Origin of the sequence: Methyloceanibacter sp. wino2 (genome assembly GCF_003071365.1) — a bacterium.
GTDB lineage: Bacteria > Pseudomonadota > Alphaproteobacteria > Rhizobiales > Methyloligellaceae > Methyloceanibacter.
This window is the reverse complement of record NZ_CP028960.1, coordinates 1,466,943-1,483,133: the sequence shown is the minus strand read 5'-3', so window position 1 is coordinate 1,483,133 and position 16,191 is coordinate 1,466,943. Positions and strand designations below refer to the sequence as shown.

Sequence of the window (16,191 nt, the reverse complement as noted above, 5' to 3'; positions counted from 1 at the left end):
TCCACATTGTTGTCTGTCTGGAACGATAAGGAGTCGCGGAGGTGGGCGGTAGGGACACTCGCGGTTGTGTGATTGGAAGTGAAGCGGGCGCATTTCTGCGGCCATAACGTGTTGGAAGTCCTGCCGGAGCCGAGGTATTGAGAGGCATGCAGCAGCCTGAAACGCTATCCCTGGACCGCGCGGCCATGCGGCCCGCCTACGACGTGGTCGTGGTCGGATCCGGCTATGGAGGCGGCATCGCCGCGTCGAGGCTCGCGCGCGCGGGCCAGCGCGTCTGTGTCCTGGAGCGGGGCCGGGAGGTGCCGGTCGGCGGGTTCCCCTCGCGCATGCCCGAGCTGCGGCGCGAGCTTCAGGTCCACAGCGGCAACAAACGCTCCGGGTCCGGAACGGGTCTTTACGACGTTCGCTTGGGCTCGGATATCAACGTCGTGGTCGGGTGCGGCCTTGGCGGCGGTTCACTGATCAACGCCGGCGTCGCCCTGCGGCCCGATGCGCGCGTATTTGCCGATCATGCCTGGCCGGATGCAATCCGCGACGATGGGCTGCTCGATCTGGGCTTTGCCCGGGCCGCGGACATGCTGCGGCCGACGCGCTATGCGGGCGCGCCGGAACTCACCAAGTATCGCGCGCTGGAAGCGGCCAGCGGCGTTTTCGGCAAGGCGCCGGTCACGGCGCCCATCACGGTCAGCTTCGACGACGTGGTGAACCCTGCCGGCCTTGAGCAGCGCGCCTGTACACTCTGCGGCGATTGCTGCTCGGGCTGCAATGTGGGTGCGAAGAACTCCGTCGCCGTCACCTATCTCGCCGACGCCAAAATGCATGGCGCCGAGATCTTCACCGAACTTTCCGTCAGCCATGTCGAGAAGCTGAGCGGCGGCTGGCGCGTGCACTTCCGCCCCACGGCCGACGGCGGCGAGGCGGCTACGGTCGACGCGAAGACCGTGTTCCTCGGGGCAGGGACGCTGGGCTCCACCGAGATCTTGCTGCGCTCGCGTGAGAGGGGCCTCGGCACCTCCGATCGGCTCGGCATGGGTTTCTCGGCCAATGGCGACATCATCGCCTTTGCCTTGGGTGGGAAGAACCGCGCAAACGCGGTCGGCGTCGGCGAGCCGCCCAAATTCACCGAGGATCCCGTGGGGACGTCCGTGGCGGGACAGATCGAACTGCCGGACGACGATGATCTCAACGCCAGCATGATCATTCAGGAAGGTACGATGCCGTCCTCGGTCGCGCCGCTGCTGCCGGTGTTCTTCATCGCGGGCGGACGGCTGCTGGGTGCGGCACAGAGCCTGATCAAGGGCGTCTACAAAGGCCCGCTCTCGCATTTGCAAAGCTTCTTCTGCGTGTCCCACGACGACGCGCTCGGCCGCCTCGTATTGAAGGACGATGCGATCGCCGTCGATTGGCCGGACGTCGCCAAGCAAGACGTTTACGCCCGCGTTGACGACGCGCTGACCAAGGCAGCGGAGTTCGTCGGCGGGCGCTATATCAAGAACCCGCTGTCCGCCACCAATATGGGCTCAAAGCCCGCGACAGCCCACCCGCTCGGCGGTTGCGGCATGGGCGAGACGGCCGAGACCGGCACCGTCAATCACAAGTGCCAGGTCTTCGCGAGCGCGACAGGCGAGGAGACCCATGCGGGGCTCTATGTCTGCGACGGGTCGGTGATGCCGCGGTCGCTCGGCTGCAACCCGCTCCTGACGATCAGCGCGCTGGCGGAGCGCGCCATGGTTCACTTTGCCCGCGACCATAATCTAGGATTCGACACCGAACCGATTCGGCCTCAAGCCGAACTCGAAGCCACCGCCTAAGGGACAAAGACGGATGCGCCTCGTTGCTTGCACCACAGCCTTTCTCCTGGCGGGGATTGGCGCTGGCGGGCAAGCACGGGCCGAGATGCGCATCGGCCCCTGTGCGAGCACGGAGTATACAGCCGCCATCGGCGCCACACCGAAGCTGGCAAGCGCTCCCAAGCTTGCAGGGCCAACGCAGCTCACGCTCGTGCTGGCAGGCGATACGGGCTTCAATCCGAAAGCGGCCCCGGTCGACCCGAAGGGCTTCACGAAGGACCGGCGCAGCCTCACCTTCGACCAGAGCCTCGGCGGCATCGCGGACGAGATGAACGGCGACGTCGCCTTTCTCAATCTCGAGACCGTGCTGACCGACCGCAACGATTTGCCGCCCGACATGAAAGGGCAGACATCGCCCTATAATTTCCGCAGCCATCCGGCCGGGCTCGACGCGCTTCTCGGTGCGGGCTTCAACCTGTTCTCCCTCGCCAACAACCACTCCATGGACTACGGCCCGAAGGGCGCGGAGGAGACGCTCTATCATTTTGCCCTCGCCAATGCGGCGCGAGGGGAAGGCAAGACGATCGCCTATGCCGGTCTCGGCGCCGATTTCGAGGAAGCCACACGGCCGGGCTGTCTCGATATCGAGGGAATGAAGCTCGGCTTCGCCGCTACGGGGATCGTCACAGGTCAGCGGACGGAGCATCGCGCCGGCGACAACAAACCCGGTCAGGCGGCCTACCGCCGGCGGGGAGATTTTGAGATCGTCGTCAATCGGCTGCGCGAGGTTCCGGCGGATTATCGCATTTTGTCGGTTCACTATGGGCTCGAGGGCCGCGTCGTGCCCGACAAGCGGCAACTCGACGATTGGCGAGACTTCGCCGCGCGCGAGAAAGGCATCGACCTGATCGTCGGCCATCACCCGCATGTGGCCCAAGGCGTCGAACGCGTGGGCGACTCGCTCATCTTCTATGGGCTCGGCAATTTCCTGCATCCGGGCACGGCGGAGATGAAACGCTTCGGCGTGTGCCGCGACTACGGCCTCATGGCGAAGGTGCATCTGGCGCAGGCGGACGGTTCGTGGACCGTCGGCGCGATCGAGGTGATCCCCGTCACGGATACCCATATCCGCCCCGCACGGTTTGCGCCCCAAGAGGGGACACGGCGCATCTATGCGCTTAACTATCTCGGTCAGCGTTTAGGGGATAACGCCGCCGCCGAAGGCATCACCTTCACGCCGCGCGCAGACGGGACGGGACTCTACTGCGCAGCCGGCGCCGGAGAGCTCGGCGGGAAGATCGGCGCGCTATGCGCATCGTGGACACCGGCGCCGCCGATCCCCGCGCAACTCGCCGCGACACTCGCCAGCGCGTGCGCGGACAAGCCCTTCTATGGCGCGGGCCGCAAGAAGAAGCGCAGGACGAATTCGATTTTCGGGTTCGGGCAGTTCTAGCGCCGATGCGCTTGCGACGCTGATGGGGCTTGGCGGGAAAACGAGGGCCACGAGCGTGGCCCTCGAGAGAGATCAAATGAGAGTTGGGACTATTTTTTTCGCGCCCGACCGGCCTTGGCGGCGCCCTGTCCGGCTTTGGACATGCTTCCCGCTGCGGAGGTGCTGGAACGACCTTTGGTCTGTTTCACCGGAGTGACACGGCCTGTTTTGGCAGCGCTGCCGGATGCACTTGTTTTGCCCTTTGGCATTTGAGTTTCTCCATGAGAGATGCACCACGATCGGTGCATCGACTCGAAAAATTGATCCCAATTTGCGTGGAACGCAAGGGGAACGTGAAGAGCGGAAACCGCCACAACTTCAATGAGTTGGCAGTTTGAACCTGGAAAAGAGCCTAGCGGAGCGTGCCGCCGGTGGCTTTGGCGACGCCCACGACGACCTTTTCGGCCACTGCGTCGATCTCTTCGTCCGTCAGCGTCTTGTCGCGCGGCTGCAGCGTCACCTCTATAGCGAGCGACTTCTTGCCCTCAGGCACGCCTTGGCCGGTGAACTCGTCGAACACGCTGACATTGGTGATCAGAGAGCGGTCGGCACCGGACGCGGAGCGAACGAGCAGGCCAGCGTCCGTGTCCGCATCGACGAGGAAGGCGAAGTCGCGCGTGACGGCCTGAAGGTCCGACGCATCCAGCGCCGGCTTGGCGGTGCCTTTGCGTTTCGACGGCGGCAGATTGTCGAGATAGAGCTCGAACGCCGCCATGGGGCCGTCCGCATCGAGGCTTGCAAGCGTGTCGGGATGAAGCTCGCCGAACACGCCGAGTGTCATTTTCGGTCCAAGCTTGATGGCACCCGAGCGGCCCGGATGGAACCAGTCCGGCGCTTCGCGCACGATCTGCACATTGCTCTGACTGAGGCCCAGCGCTTCCAGCACAGCGATGGCGTCGGCCTTCACAGCGGCCCAGCCGGCCTCGGGCGCGGCGCCCGACCAATGGCGGCCCGCGCCGTCGAGCGAGGACTGCCCGAAGCGCACGCCGCTGGCTGCCGTATACTGATCTTCCGGTTCGAGGCCGCGATAGGCCTGACCGAGCTCGAACAGGGCGCCGTCGGCAAAACCACGGTCCCGGTTGCGCTTGGCCGCACTGATGAGACCGGGCAGGAGGCTCGGACGCATCTGCGACATCTCCGTGGAGATCGGGTTGTCCAGCGCAAGGGCTTCGCCGCCGCCGCCGAAGAGGGCGGCTTCGTTCTTCGGAATGAACGACCAAGTGACGGCCTCGACGAAACCGCGCGCGGCGAGGAGGCGGCGTGCGGTGCGCGCCCTTTTTTGCGCTGGCGTCAGAACCGGCCTCGCGACGCCCGATAGGCGCGGCAGCGGCTCGGCCGGAATGCGGTCGACCCCGGTCAGCCGTACGATTTCCTCGACGAGGTCGGCCGGCATGGAAAGATCGGGGCGCCAGGACGGCGGCACGGCTTTCAACACGTGGCCCTCACCTTCGAGCGTGACGCCGAGCAGCTTGAGTTTGCGTTCGATGCCGCGGTGAAGCAGCGAGAGCCCACTCAAACGGCCAACCAGCCGCAGGTCGAAGCGGAACGGCTTGTTGGCTTTCGGCGCGCGGCCGGCCACCGTGACCGTACTGGCCTCGCCGCCGCAAAGGTCGAGCACCATGGCCGTAGCCTGCTCGATGCCGTGCTCCGCGGACTGGGGGTCGATCCCGCGCTCGAACCGGAAGCGGGCGTCGGAAATGATGTTCAGGGTGCGGCCCGTGCGCGCCGTGCGCTTCGGATCGAAATAGGCCGACTCGATGAAGACATTGGTGGTCTCCTCGGTGCAGCCCGTTTCTTCGCCGCCCATTACGCCGCCGAGGCCGAGTACGGCCCGTTCGTCGGCGATCACGCACATCTCCTCGTCGACTTTATAGATTTTTTTGTCGAGGGCTTCGAAGCTCTCGCCGATCCTGCCGAGCCGGGCGCGGACCGCGCCGGCAAGCTTGTCGGCGTCATAGACGTGCAAAGGCCGCGCGCGATCGAACGAGATGTAGTTCGTGATATCGACCAGCGCATTGATGGGCCGGAGCCCGATCGACTTGAGTCGCGCCTGCAGCCAAGCCGGGCTCGGCCCGTTCTTGACACCGCGCACGAGGCGGCCTGCGAAGACGGGACAAGCGTCCTTCGTTTCCTTGTCGAACGTAAGCTTGACCGGAACCGGATTGTCGAAGCTGCCCTTGACCGGCTTGACCGTGTCCTTCTTCAGCTTGCCGAGGCCGGCCGCCGCGAGATCGCGAGCCACGCCACGCACACCGAGACAGTCGGGCCGGTTCGGCGTAATGGCGATATCAAAGACGACGTCGTCGAGGCCGAGCGCTTTCGCTGCCGAACTGCCGACGCGCGCCTTCGCCGGGAGTTCGATGATGCCCGTATGCTCGTCGGAGAGTTCCAGCTCCCGTTCGGAGGCCATCATGCCGTTCGATTCGACGCCGCGGATGTTGGCCTTGGTCAGGGTGAGATCGATTCCGGGCACGTAAGCGCCCACGGGAGCAAACACGCCCTTCATGCCTGCGCGCGCGTTCGGCGCACCGCAAACGACCTGAAGAGTCTCTTTGCCCGTGTTGACCTGGAGCACCTGCAGCTTGTCGGCGTCCGGGTGCTTCTCAGCCGTGACGACTTCGGCCACGCGGAAATCCGCGAGTGCCTTGGCCGGGTCGACGACCTCTTCGATCTCGAGCCCGATCAGGGTGAGCGTGTCGGCGATCTCCTCGACGGACGCGTCCGTATCGAGATGCTCTTTCAGCCAGGACAGGGTGAACTTCATGGTCTAGCTCAGCCCCCCTGCAAGGGTCGGCACGGAGAGCGGAGCGAAGCCGTAATGCTTCAGCCAGCGCAAATCGCCTGAGAAGAACGCGCGCAAGTCCGGCGCGCCGTATTTCAGCATGGTCAGGCGGTCGATGCCGACACCGAAGGCAAAGCCTTGATACTTCTTGGGGTCGAGATGGACGGCGGTCAGCACGTTGGGATGGACCATGCCGCAGCCGAGGATCTCCAGCCACTGATCGCCCTCGCCGATGCGGATCTCGTCGCCCACCTTGGCGTAGCCGATATCGACTTCCATCGAAGGCTCAGTGAAGGGAAAGTGGCTCGCGCGGAACCGCATCTTGACCTCGGGCACCTCGAAGAAGGCCTTGCAGAACTCCTCGAGCACCCATTTCAGGTGGCCGAGATGGGCCTCCTCGTCGATCACCAGCCCTTCCACTTGGTGGAACATGGGCGTGTGGGTCTGGTCCGAGTCGCAACGGTAGACGCGCCCCGGTGCGATGATGCGCAAGGGCGGCTTGTTGTTGAGCATCGTGCGGATCTGCACCGGGCTCGTATGGGTGCGCAGGACAGGCCGCGTGCCGTCCGGCCCTTCGGCGAAATAGAACGTGTCGTGATCCTGCCGGGCCGGATGCTCGGGCGGGATGTTCAGCGCCGTGAAATTGTTGAAGTCGGTCTCGATGTCCGGGCCTTCGGCGATCGAGAAGCCCATGTCGGCGAAGATCTCCGTGATCTCGTCGGTGACCTGGCTGACCGGATGAACGCGGCCCTCGGCCAGCGGTCCTTCGCGGACCGGCAGGGTCACGTCGGCACGCTCGGCCGCGAGCTTCGCCGTCGTGGCCGCGCGGGCGAGCGTTTCGCGCTTGGCTTCGAGCGCATCCGAGACTGCCACCTTGACGGCATTGACCGCCTGGCCGAAGTCGCGCCGCTCTTCCGGTGGCATGGAGCCGAGACGCTGCATCAGGGCCGACACGCGGCCCTTCTTGCCGAGTGCGCCCACGCGTACCTCTTCGAGGCTCGCCAAATCGGACGCAGCCGCGACCGCCTCAAGCAGCTCTGCTTTGAGGGTGTCGAGCTCTGACGCGCTCATCGGTCTTGCTCCTTTGCCGTTCGAGGCCGGGCCTTACGCCCGGGCGGCAGAGGCTGCTTCGACCAATCCCTGGAACGTTTGCGGCTCGCGTACTGCGATATCCGCCAGGACCTTGCGGTCGAGCTCGATGCCGGCCTTCTTGAGACCGTCGATGAGCTGGCCGTAGGTCACGCCATGCAAGCGCGCGGCGGCGTTGATGCGCTGGATCCACAATGAGCGGAAGGTGCGCTTCTTCACCTTGCGGTCGCGATAGGCGTACTGACCGGCCTTCTCCACGGCCTGCTTGGCGACGCGGATGGTGTTCTTACGGCGTCCGTAATAGCCCTTGGCCTGCTTGATCACCTTGCGGTGACGGGCATGGGCGGTAACGCCACGTTTAACGCGGGACATTTCGGTGCTCCTTTAAGCGTTGTTCTCGATACTCGGCCCTGTCGGGCGCAAGCCTTCGCCCTATCGGGCGCAAGTCGTCGCCCTACCGGGCATACGGGAGAAAATTCTTCTTCACGACTTTTGCGTCTTCGTCGGCAAGGACCATGGTCCCCCGGGCATTCCGGATGAACTTGTTGGTCCGCTTGATCATGCCGTGACGCTTACCGGCGGCGAGGCATTTCACCTTGCCTTTGGCCGTGACCTTGAATCGCTTCTTGGCACCGCTCTTCGTCTTGAGCTTGGGCATTTGGCTTCCTTCTTCGGCAGGCGCTGGAGGGTTCCAGGCCCACGTTCTTGAACAGTTTTCGAACAAATATGCTGGAAAGCATGCGAGCCGCCACGGCATGCCCTGCCGGGCGGCTCCTTGAACGGCGGGTTATAAAGGGAATTGCGCCCATAGCGCAAGCGCTGTCGGCGCGATCCGGGGCCGCCGCCTAGCGGGGTGCGAGCACCATGACCATCTGGCGCCCTTCCAGCCGAGGCTCCGACTCCACCTTGGCGATTTCGGTGGTGTCGACCTTGACCTTGTTGAGCAACTGCATGCCTAGGTCCTGATGGGCCATTTCGCGGCCGCGGAAACGCAAGGTCACCTTGACCTTGTCGCCCTCCTCGAAGAACCGGTTCATGGACCGCATCTTCACGTCATAGTCGTGCGTGTCGATGTTGGGCCGCATCTTGATCTCTTTGATCTCGACGGTGCGCTGCTTCTTGCGCGCCTCGGCCGCTTTCTTCTGAGCCTGATATTTGTATTTCCCGTAGTCCAGGATCTTGCAAACGGGCGGGTCCGTGTTCGGCGAAATCTCGACGAGGTCGAGCCCGGCCTCGCTGGCGCGCGCGAGCGCGTCTTCAATATCAACGACGCCGACATTTTCGCCGGTTGCGTCAATGAGCTGGATTTGCGGAGTGTCTATACCCTCGTTGGTGCGTGGGCCGCCCCGGTTGGGGGCCATCTTCATGGGCCGTCTTGCGATGTCTCAGTCTCCTTAGGTTTTGAAGCGCCCTCGCCGCGGCGAGGCACGGGGCGCGACAGTAAAACAAAGTTATAAGCGAAAAGTTCTACAAGAAGGCGGCAATGCCTGACAAGTCACGCCGGAATCGGCTTTCGGATCAAGGCGAAGCGGCAACGGTCTCGGGGCGGCTTGCGCGATAGGCGTTTACGGCGAGCACGACATAGAGCCCCGCCAGGCCCGTCAGCGCCATGAGCCATCCCTGCCACATGCCCCATGCAAACGCGATAATTGCGAAGAAGGCGGCCACTTGGGCCAGCGCGAAACGTTGCGTATCGCGCGGCAGACGGCCGAGAGACAGGATCACGGCGGATCCCGTCACCACGAACAGGATGACGCCGACGGCGCCCAGTTCGTACCAGGTTTGCAGGAAGACGTTGTGCGCATGGGCCCCTGCGCGCCAGCCGAAGCCCTCGGTCTTGAGCTTCTTCCTCCATTCCATCCGCCGATTGTCCGGCGACTGATCGATCTTGCGCGTGGACGAACCGCCGATGCCGAGGAACGGGGTCGCACGGACATGTTCAGCGGTATAGGCCCAGAGTGTCACCCGGGCTTGCGCCGAGAGCGGGAGGTATTCGGACTTGTGGAGCTCAGCCTTGTAGGCGGCCGTCGCCACCGGCACCACCAGCGCGAACATCAGGCACCAGACGAGCCACAATCCCTTTCGCGTCCCGGCCGGCCACGGGATCGCAAGCGCGAACACGACGAGGCTGGCGACGAGACCGACCTTCGACGAATCGTGATTCGACAGAAAGATTGCCGCGGTTGCGGCGATGAACAGCGCGCCCGCGACGAGATAGCGCCGCTGACCGCCGAGCCGCGTCAACACGCACAGCAGCATTGGCCACAGGGCCAACAGCATGACGGCGATCATGGCATTCAGTTCGCCCGGAGCGATCCGCACGATCTTGCCGTCGCGCACGACAAATCCCTTGAGGCTGTCCGGCTGCGTGACGGGAAGGGTGTGATAGAGGGTCAGGGTCGCAAGCCGCCCCGTGGCCGCTTCGAACAGAATAATGGCAATGCCGATCCCGATCCCGATGGCGAAGGCCGTCGACGCCGCGCGCAACGCGGGCGCCGGCCAGCGTGCAAGCGCGCGGGCCGAACTAAAAGACATGACGGCGACCAGGACGAACCAGATGGCCGCCGTGATGGCGCGTTGCGGGTCGAGCGACCACGTCGCGTTGATGAAGAGATACGCGGCCGTCAGGCCGAACAAGGCGAGTGTCGCATCGATGCGAAACAAATCCTTGAGCTTGCCGCCTCGTGCCAAGTCCAGACCCACGCAGCAGAGGAACAGCGCGACCAGGATCGCGACCGTCGTCTTCGGGATCAGCAGCGTGATGAGGGGGCCAAGGAAAAACAGCGAACGGATGATCGCGAGCTCTCGCCGGAGCGCGAGTTTGGCAAGCTGCCGCATAGAGATTCCGGTGTCTGGGCTTGGGCGCGGGTCCCGAGAGGCCGTTGGTGGACGAGGTCAGTGCCTAGTCCATAGCACCTCGCAGGCGCACCCGGAAGCGCCCGCCAGGACATGTTGAGGGGCAAACTGGGACGTCCCCGGCGGCCGGATAGACGTGAGGCGAGGGACGGTCAGCTAAAGGGACGGCCGATTAGACGATTGTCGCAGGGTCGCGCTGTGGGACGGCCACGCCGGTGTCGAAGTGTCCCCAGCGCCGCTGCAAGCGCCGGACGATCTGGTGCACGAAGCGAATGGCTTCACCGCCGACGAAGCTCGCTGCCCCGTTCTCCAGGGCAGCGGGTCGTACCGCGCCGGTCTCGTGCCGAGCCTCGCGCCAAGTCTCCCACAGTCTCTGATCGATCCTGTTGTCGTCCTGGATGCGCGCCACCGTCGACTGGGGAAGCAAATCCAGCGTCAGCGGAGTCCAACCCGCGCCCCGCGACAAGTCCGCGAGCCCATTGTGGAGCCGTGCATTGGCCGAGATGTCGAGCCGGTCGCCGAGAGCACCCAGCAGGTCGTCGCATAGCGTGTAGTCGCCGACGAACCAGAACATGGACAGGAACGCGTTCGCCAGGTCGTACTTGTCCTCGTCGGACAGGCTGGCGATCTGCACCCAATTCAACTCGAGGAAGTTGTTGAGGATGTAATGCGTGATGAAGTTGCGCCGCATGGCCCCGTAAGCGATGTCGATGCCGTAGGGCTGCAGACCCTCGTTGATGTAACGGGTCATGCGGTAGTTGTAGTACGACACGAAATGGCTCGCCGGATCGCGCAGCAGCATGCTGCGCTTGATGAGCCGATCCTGAAACAGCGAGTCGATTGAGATGCCGAGATAATGGCTGCTGACGACTTGCGTCTCGTTCGGATCGGGCAGATGCGACGTGTCGTAGCCGGTCGCGAGCCGGCCCAGGCCACGGCGCCGGCGCAAACGATGGTAGGCGTTCGCCGGCAAGGCGCTAGCCAGGTGCCGGTCGATCGTCCGGCCCGCACATTTGGGCACGTGATAGACGAAGTGCACCGGCGGCGTATCCACGCCCCGCGCCGAAGTCGCTCGTGCCTGCATATGTGTCGAAACGCCTGGGTACATTTTTAAGAGATTGGCACCGCCATACTTAACAACTCCTTTAGGATGTTGGTTCCCTCAAGAAGAAGCTGCTCGGCGCCAGCAAGAACAATTCGTTCCAGGATCACGCGGCGGAACCGAGGCAAAATCTGGGCAACCGGGCCGAAAGCCGGCACACGATTTTTTGAACGATTAGAGGTGTTTGGCGGGACAGAAGGTCGCAGCCAGCCCCGTGCCCAGCAGTTCGTCGTAAACGGCGAGCGTGGCCCGCTGCATGTCATGCAGCGCGAAGCGTTCGCGAGCGTTGCGCCTCGCGCGCTGTCCGATTTCCGCAAGGGCTTGGGGGGAAAGGGTTAACGCCTCGGCCAGGCAATTGGCGAGGGCGTGTGCGTCGGCGGTTGGCACAACCCATCCGGTAAATGCGTCGGGGTCGCTTTGGGGCACCACGTTCTCGCTGGCCGCGCCGACATCACTGACGATGACCGGGCATCCAGCCGCCTGAGACTCAATGCTGGTGCGTCCAAATGTCTCCGCGCGCGTCGAAGCCACTACGGCGAGGTCCGCCAGTGTGAAGGCCGCCGGAATATCGTCGCAGTGGCCGACGAGGCGCACGATGCCGGTGAGACCCGCCGCGTCGATCTCGGCCTGAAGCTCGGCGCGGTAGTCCTCGCGTCCTTGCGTGTCGCCCGCGAAGACGAAGACTGCGTCGCCGAGTTGATCCCGCTCCTTCAGGAGACGCGCCGCCTCGATCGTGTAGGGATGCCCCTTCCAGCGTGTCAGCCGCGCGGCCTGCAGGACGACGCGCTGGTCCGGTGTGATCCCCCACGCCTCGCGCAGCCGCGCGATGCGCTCCGGCGCCACGTTGTCGGCGTCGAACGCCGAGACGTCGAAGCCGCGATAGATGACGTGCAGATGTTCCGGCGGCACCGTGTATTGGCTCGTGATCAGTCCCGCCGTGAAGCGGGAATTCGCGATCACCCGGTCGCCGCGCGCCATGACGCTGTTGTAGAAGGTCTTCAGCCCGCTCCTGCCGCTATAGGCCCCGTGATAGGTGGTCACGAAGGGCCGCTGCGTCTTGCGAGCCGCGAGATAGGCGCTCCAGGCGGGCGCGCGGCTGCGCGCATGGAGCAGCGTGACATTGCGGTCTTCGACGATCTGCGCCAGGTGCCGGGCATTGGCGAGGATGGTCAGCGGGTTCTTGCTCGCCACGGGGAGCTCGATGATTTCGCCGCCGGCATCCTCGAGGGCAGTTGCCAAGCGCCCGCCTTCGGTGGCAACCAGAGCTTTCGCTCCGGCTTGGGTGAGCGCTGCGGCGATCTCGACGGTCGACTGTTCGCTGCCGCCGGTTTCAAGCCGCGGCACGACCTGCAATATGGTCACGTCCGACATCGCGTCGCTTCTATCCTCGAATCCCAAACTGCGGGCAGCTCTCAAGATGGACCAGCAAGAACCACATTTTATGGAGATTGGCCAAGGGGATCATGGCCGCCGCATCGCCTATCGCTTCGATGCGGGCGCATCCGGCGATGCTCCGGCCGTCGTTTGGCTGTCCGGTTTCCTTTCCGACATGGCGAGCACGAAGGTCGTGTTCTTGAGCGAGTGGGCGGCCCGGAAGGGCTACGCCATGCTGCGCTTCGACTATTCGGGTCACGGCCTGGCCGGTGGCGACATCGAGAAGGCCTCGACCGGCGCCTGGCTGGAAGAAGCGCAAGAAATGCTCGCGCTTGTGGGGACACGGCCCGTCATCCTCGTTGGCTCCTCGCTTGGCGGCTGGATATCGCTGCTGCTTGCGCGGCAACTCGCTGAACGCCGCGACACGCGCCTCAAGGGCCTCGTGCTCATCGCGCCCGCTTGGGACATGACCGAGAAGCTCATGTGGGAAAAGATGTCCGAGAAGACGCGCAATATCGTGCTCACGGAAGGCGTGTACTACGCCCCATCCAACTACGACGATCCGTATCCCATCACTAAGATCCTCATCGAAGAGGGTCGCAATCACCTCCTGGCGGCCGGCAACATTCCGGTGAACGCGCCCGTGCGCATCCTTCAGGGCATGCGCGACGAAGACGTGCCGTGGGAGCACAGCGCTCAGCTGGTCGATCTTCTCGCGACCGACGATGTCGATCTCACGCTGGTGAAAGCGGCCGGCCACCGTCTGTCGGAGCCGGAAGACTTGGCCCGTCTGGCGCGTACGATCGAGTCGTTGATCGATCCGGCGGCCGTCTAAGCCTTACGGCTTGAGCGACGCCAGTCCTTCGCGGAAGGTCGGGTAGCGCAGCGCCACGCCGAGTTCCGATTTGATGCGGGCATTGCCTATTCTGCGGCTGCCTTCGTAGAAGCTGCGGACCATGGGCGACAGATTGGCTTCCTCGAAATCGATTTCCGGCGGGGGTTCGACCCCGATCATCCGGGCGGCATGGGCCACGATGTCGCCGGGCGCCGCCGGTTCGTCGTCGGCGACGTTGTAGATCGCGCCCGCGCGCGGTGACGCGATGGACGCTTCCAGCACTGTGGCGATGTCGTCGACGTGGATGCGGCTGAAGACCTGGCCTTGCTTGTTGATGCGCCGCGCCGTGCCCGCCGCGAGCTTGTCGAACACGCTGCGTCCCGGGCCGTAAATGCCGGCCAGACGGAAGATGTGCACCGGCACGCCGGTCTTGGCGCCGAAATCGAGCCAGGCCTGCTCGGCGAGAACACGCGCCTCGGTGCGGGCGCTGTTGGGCTTGGGCGGCGTGTCCTCGCTCACCCACTCTCCGTGCTGATCGCCATAGACGCCAACGGTCGAGAGATAGCCGATCCATTGCAGGCTGCCGAGGTTCGCCAACGCGTCGCCATAGTGGGTCAGCACATGGTCGCCGTGGCCACCGTCTTCGTGGCGTTCGGGTGGTATCGAATGGACCAGATGCGTGGTCCCGGCCAGCAGCCGGTCCACGTCCGGATGGGGCGCATCGCCCGTGAACTCGGCGGCCTCGAATCCGCGCGCCCGTAAGGCATCACACTTGGTCTCGTCACGTGCGGTGCCGGCGGCGGTCCAGCCGCGGGCCGTGAGGCGGCTCGCGAGTTCCTGCGCGGAATAGCCAAATCCGAATGCGAAGAGCCTGCTCATGGCACGAGCGCTCCCTCGGTCTCCTGCCATTCCGCCCGGACGGCAGTGTCTGTCTCGGCGGCAAGCCGTTCCGCACGCAGCATGTCCGATTTGGCAGGATCGAGGCGTTGAAGCGCCCATGCCGCCATGGCGCGCACGAGCGGGGAGGCGTCATCGATCAACGCTTCGACATGTGGCACGAGCGATGCGTCCGCCGAATTGCCGGCTGCAATGAGGGCATTGCGGACGAGGCGGTCACGTCCTCCGCGTTTGATCGGCGTGCGGCGAAAACGTTCTCGAAACGCCGCATCGTCCAGCGCCAGGATCTCGGCGAGCGGCGGGTCGTCCGTCTCCGGACGAATGGCGAGCTTCGTCTCATGGCTCGCTTGCGCGAATTTGTTCCAAGGGCAGACGGCGAGACAATCGTCGCAGCCATAGATGCGGTTCCCCATCGCCGCGCGGAACTCGCGGGCGATGTGCCCCTTGTGCTCGATGGTCAGATAGGAGACGCAGCGGCGCGCGTCGATCTCGTATGGCGCGGTGAACGCCTTCGTCGGGCAGGCGTCGAGGCAGCGGCGGCAGGCGCCGCAATGGTCGATCTCGGGCGCGTCCGCTTCGATATCTGCCGTGGTGAAGATGCAACCTAGGAAAAGCCACGAGCCGAAGTCGCGCGAAACCAAGTTCGTGTGCTTGCCCTGCCACCCGAGCCCGGCCTTCGCCGCAAGCGGCTTCTCCATCACGGGCGCGGTATCGACGAACACTTTCACGTCACCGCCGGCCAGCGCATGGATCTGTCCCGCGAGTTGTTTGAGCTTGCCCTTGATGACCTCATGGTAGTCGGGGCGCTTTGCGTAGATAGAGACCGCCCCGTGCGAGGTGTTCTCCAAGGCTTTCAGCGGGTCGTCAGGGCCCCCGTAGTTCATCCCGAGCAAGATGATGCTGCGCACGTCGCGCCACAGCGCACGAGGGCTCTTACGGCGCTCGGCCGTGTCCTTGAGCCAGCCCATATCGCCCTCGCGCCCCTGCCCAAGGAACGCATCGAGCGCGGGTCCCATTCCGTCCGGCGCATCGGCGCTTGCGAACCGCACGGCATCGAAGCCAAGCGCCTCCGCGCGTTCGGCGATGGTCCGTTTCAGGGAGTGTCCCATCACGGGCGACCGTCCGTTCGTGGCAGGGTGGGCAGGCTCCCGGCGGCGCGCTTCCAGTTCAGAAGTCCAGATCGGCATAGGTCCCCGCCGGGACGAATCCGGCGATCCGGTCTTGTAGCAGCGGGCGGAAGGAAGGCCGGGACTTCACCAGCGCATACCAGTTCTTGGCAGGTTCGAACTCTTCCCACGGCACCTCGCCGAGATAGTCCAGGGCCGACAGATGCGCCGCCGCCGCCAAGTCCGCAAAGCTCATTGCGTCGCCTGCGAGCCAGCTGCGCGTTTCCGTCAAATGGCCGATATAGGTCATATGATAGCGCAAATTGTCGTGCCCGGCCCGCATTGCCGCCATATCGGGCGAAGAGCTTTGGGGGCCGAAGCGCCGGAAGACTTTCTCCACCACGAGGTAATCGGTGACTTCCTCGTAGAACTTTTGATGGAACCACTCCACGAGGCGGCGCGTCTCGGCACGGGCCGCAGCATTCCCCGGGAAGGGCTGGAAAGCGGTCGCCGCGCGCTCGTCCATCGTGTCGGAAAGCCATTCAGAGATGGCGTAGGCGCCGGCGATCGGGACCCCGTCGTCGGGGATGAAGACCGGCAATGTTCCCGCTGGGTTGAGAGTCAGAAACTCGGGTCTCCACTCCCACGGCCTCTCTTCGTTCAGCTCGTACTCGACCCTACACTCGGCAAAGGCGAGACGAATTGACCGGGAGAAGGCGCATAGCGGATGGTGAAGAAGATTCGCCATGAGGGGCTTCGATCGCTATTCGTTCGGAAGGTAATCGGGCGGAAAATGAATCGCGCCAAACGCATGAGCCTCGTATAGAACCTGCGGCCAAGGCGAACAAGCGGCACGGGCACGCCGCGT

The 16,191-nt window shown here is 64.4% G+C and carries 14 protein-coding genes; 3 read left to right on the top strand and 11 right to left on the bottom strand.

Translation table 11 applies throughout. The features are described 5' to 3' along the window. Positions 1 to 146: 146 nt before the first annotated feature. Together DCY11_RS06870 and DCY11_RS06865 are read left to right on the top strand one after the other, a co-directional pair. Positions 147 to 1,811, top strand: coding sequence for a GMC family oxidoreductase N-terminal domain-containing protein (locus tag DCY11_RS06870; RefSeq protein ID WP_108682151.1), 1,665 nt, complete (start codon positions 147 to 149; stop codon positions 1,809 to 1,811). A gap of 13 nt (positions 1,812 to 1,824) precedes the next feature. Continuing rightward, entirely contained in the window at positions 1,825 to 3,243 is a 1,419-nt protein-coding gene (locus DCY11_RS06865; protein ID WP_108682149.1) for a CapA family protein, read from the top strand. Positions 3,244 to 3,634: 391 nt separating this feature from the next. Here DCY11_RS06865 and pheT read toward each other — a convergent pair whose 3' ends face one another. The 8 genes from pheT to DCY11_RS06825 form a co-directional block, all read right to left on the bottom strand. Beyond that, positions 3,635 to 6,046, bottom strand: a complete 2,412-nt coding sequence (gene pheT, locus DCY11_RS06860; RefSeq protein WP_108682147.1) for a phenylalanine--tRNA ligase subunit beta — start codon at positions 6,044 to 6,046, stop codon at positions 3,635 to 3,637. 3 nt (positions 6,047 to 6,049) lie between these two features. Beyond that, positions 6,050 to 7,135: a phenylalanine--tRNA ligase subunit alpha gene (gene pheS / locus DCY11_RS06855; RefSeq protein WP_108682145.1), complete on the bottom strand. Its 1,086-nt coding sequence runs from the start codon at positions 7,133 to 7,135 to the stop codon at positions 6,050 to 6,052. A 33-nt stretch (positions 7,136 to 7,168) separates the two neighbouring features. Next, a complete protein-coding gene (rplT, locus tag DCY11_RS06850; protein WP_108682143.1) occupies positions 7,169 to 7,525 on the bottom strand; it encodes a 50S ribosomal protein L20 in 357 nt (118 codons plus the stop codon). A gap of 82 nt (positions 7,526 to 7,607) precedes the next feature. Beyond that, on the bottom strand, positions 7,608 to 7,811 hold the full coding sequence (gene rpmI, locus DCY11_RS06845) for a 50S ribosomal protein L35 (protein WP_108682140.1): 204 nt from the start codon (positions 7,809 to 7,811) through the stop codon (positions 7,608 to 7,610). A gap of 187 nt (positions 7,812 to 7,998) precedes the next feature. After that, positions 7,999 to 8,520: a translation initiation factor IF-3 gene (infC, locus tag DCY11_RS06840; protein ID WP_108682138.1), complete on the bottom strand. Its 522-nt coding sequence runs from the start codon at positions 8,518 to 8,520 to the stop codon at positions 7,999 to 8,001. 151 nt (positions 8,521 to 8,671) lie between these two features. Continuing rightward, positions 8,672 to 9,991 carry an O-antigen ligase gene (locus DCY11_RS06835; RefSeq protein WP_108682136.1) on the bottom strand — a complete coding sequence of 440 codons (1,320 nt, stop codon included), beginning with the start codon at positions 9,989 to 9,991 and terminating at the stop codon, positions 8,672 to 8,674. A 190-nt stretch (positions 9,992 to 10,181) separates the two neighbouring features. Next, a complete protein-coding gene (locus DCY11_RS06830; protein WP_159079858.1) occupies positions 10,182 to 11,093 on the bottom strand; it encodes a hypothetical protein in 912 nt (303 codons plus the stop codon). A gap of 192 nt (positions 11,094 to 11,285) precedes the next feature. Continuing rightward, positions 11,286 to 12,482: a glycosyltransferase family 4 protein gene (locus DCY11_RS06825; protein ID WP_108682131.1), complete on the bottom strand. Its 1,197-nt coding sequence runs from the start codon at positions 12,480 to 12,482 to the stop codon at positions 11,286 to 11,288. 70 nt (positions 12,483 to 12,552) lie between these two features. On the opposite strand from DCY11_RS06825, the gene DCY11_RS06820 reads away from it, so the two are divergent. Beyond that, positions 12,553 to 13,320 (top strand): carboxylesterase, encoded by a 768-nt coding sequence (locus tag DCY11_RS06820; protein ID WP_245409481.1) that lies wholly within the window; start codon positions 12,553 to 12,555, stop codon positions 13,318 to 13,320. A gap of 3 nt (positions 13,321 to 13,323) precedes the next feature. On the opposite strand, the gene DCY11_RS06815 is transcribed toward DCY11_RS06820, so the two are convergent. Genes DCY11_RS06815 through DCY11_RS06805 form a run of 3 tightly spaced genes read right to left on the bottom strand, consistent with a single transcriptional unit; the run spans position 13,324 to position 16,071 of the window. Continuing rightward, on the bottom strand, positions 13,324 to 14,199 hold the full coding sequence (locus tag DCY11_RS06815; protein WP_108682130.1) for an SDR family oxidoreductase: 876 nt from the start codon (positions 14,197 to 14,199) through the stop codon (positions 13,324 to 13,326). After that, entirely contained in the window at positions 14,196 to 15,326 is a 1,131-nt protein-coding gene (gene queG / locus DCY11_RS06810) for a tRNA epoxyqueuosine(34) reductase QueG (RefSeq protein WP_108683721.1), read from the bottom strand. The genes DCY11_RS06815 and queG overlap by 4 nt, the downstream gene beginning before the upstream one ends. Positions 15,327 to 15,384: 58 nt before the next feature. Continuing rightward, positions 15,385 to 16,071: a glutathione S-transferase family protein gene (locus DCY11_RS06805; RefSeq protein WP_108682128.1), complete on the bottom strand. Its 687-nt coding sequence runs from the start codon at positions 16,069 to 16,071 to the stop codon at positions 15,385 to 15,387. Positions 16,072 to 16,191 lie beyond the last annotated feature (120 nt).

What these genes read in the sequence shown, in the direction of transcription:
- DCY11_RS06835 (WP_108682136.1), bottom strand. Translation starts at nt 9,991, where the DNA reads ATGCGGCAGCTTGCCAAACTCGCGCTCCGGCGAGAGCTCGCGATCATC.
- infC (WP_108682138.1), bottom strand. Translation starts at nt 8,520, where the DNA reads ATGAAGATGGCCCCCAACCGGGGCGGCCCACGCACCAACGAGGGTATA.
- DCY11_RS06815 (WP_108682130.1), bottom strand. Translation starts at nt 14,199, where the DNA reads ATGAGCAGGCTCTTCGCATTCGGATTTGGCTATTCCGCGCAGGAACTC.
- rplT (WP_108682143.1), bottom strand. Translation starts at nt 7,525, where the DNA reads ATGTCCCGCGTTAAACGTGGCGTTACCGCCCATGCCCGTCACCGCAAG.
- pheS (WP_108682145.1), bottom strand. Translation starts at nt 7,135, where the DNA reads ATGAGCGCGTCAGAGCTCGACACCCTCAAAGCAGAGCTGCTTGAGGCG.
- DCY11_RS06805 (WP_108682128.1), bottom strand. Translation starts at nt 16,071, where the DNA reads ATGGCGAATCTTCTTCACCATCCGCTATGCGCCTTCTCCCGGTCAATT.
- DCY11_RS06865 (WP_108682149.1), top strand. Translation starts at nt 1,825, where the DNA reads ATGCGCCTCGTTGCTTGCACCACAGCCTTTCTCCTGGCGGGGATTGGC.
- queG (WP_108683721.1), bottom strand. Translation starts at nt 15,326, where the DNA reads ATGGGACACTCCCTGAAACGGACCATCGCCGAACGCGCGGAGGCGCTT.
- pheT (WP_108682147.1), bottom strand. Translation starts at nt 6,046, where the DNA reads ATGAAGTTCACCCTGTCCTGGCTGAAAGAGCATCTCGATACGGACGCG.
- DCY11_RS06830 (WP_159079858.1), bottom strand. Translation starts at nt 11,093, where the DNA reads ATGCAGGCACGAGCGACTTCGGCGCGGGGCGTGGATACGCCGCCGGTG.
- DCY11_RS06820 (WP_245409481.1), top strand. Translation starts at nt 12,553, where the DNA reads ATGGAGATTGGCCAAGGGGATCATGGCCGCCGCATCGCCTATCGCTTC.
- rpmI (WP_108682140.1), bottom strand. Translation starts at nt 7,811, where the DNA reads ATGCCCAAGCTCAAGACGAAGAGCGGTGCCAAGAAGCGATTCAAGGTC.
- DCY11_RS06825 (WP_108682131.1), bottom strand. Translation starts at nt 12,482, where the DNA reads ATGTCGGACGTGACCATATTGCAGGTCGTGCCGCGGCTTGAAACCGGC.
- DCY11_RS06870 (WP_108682151.1), top strand. Translation starts at nt 147, where the DNA reads ATGCAGCAGCCTGAAACGCTATCCCTGGACCGCGCGGCCATGCGGCCC.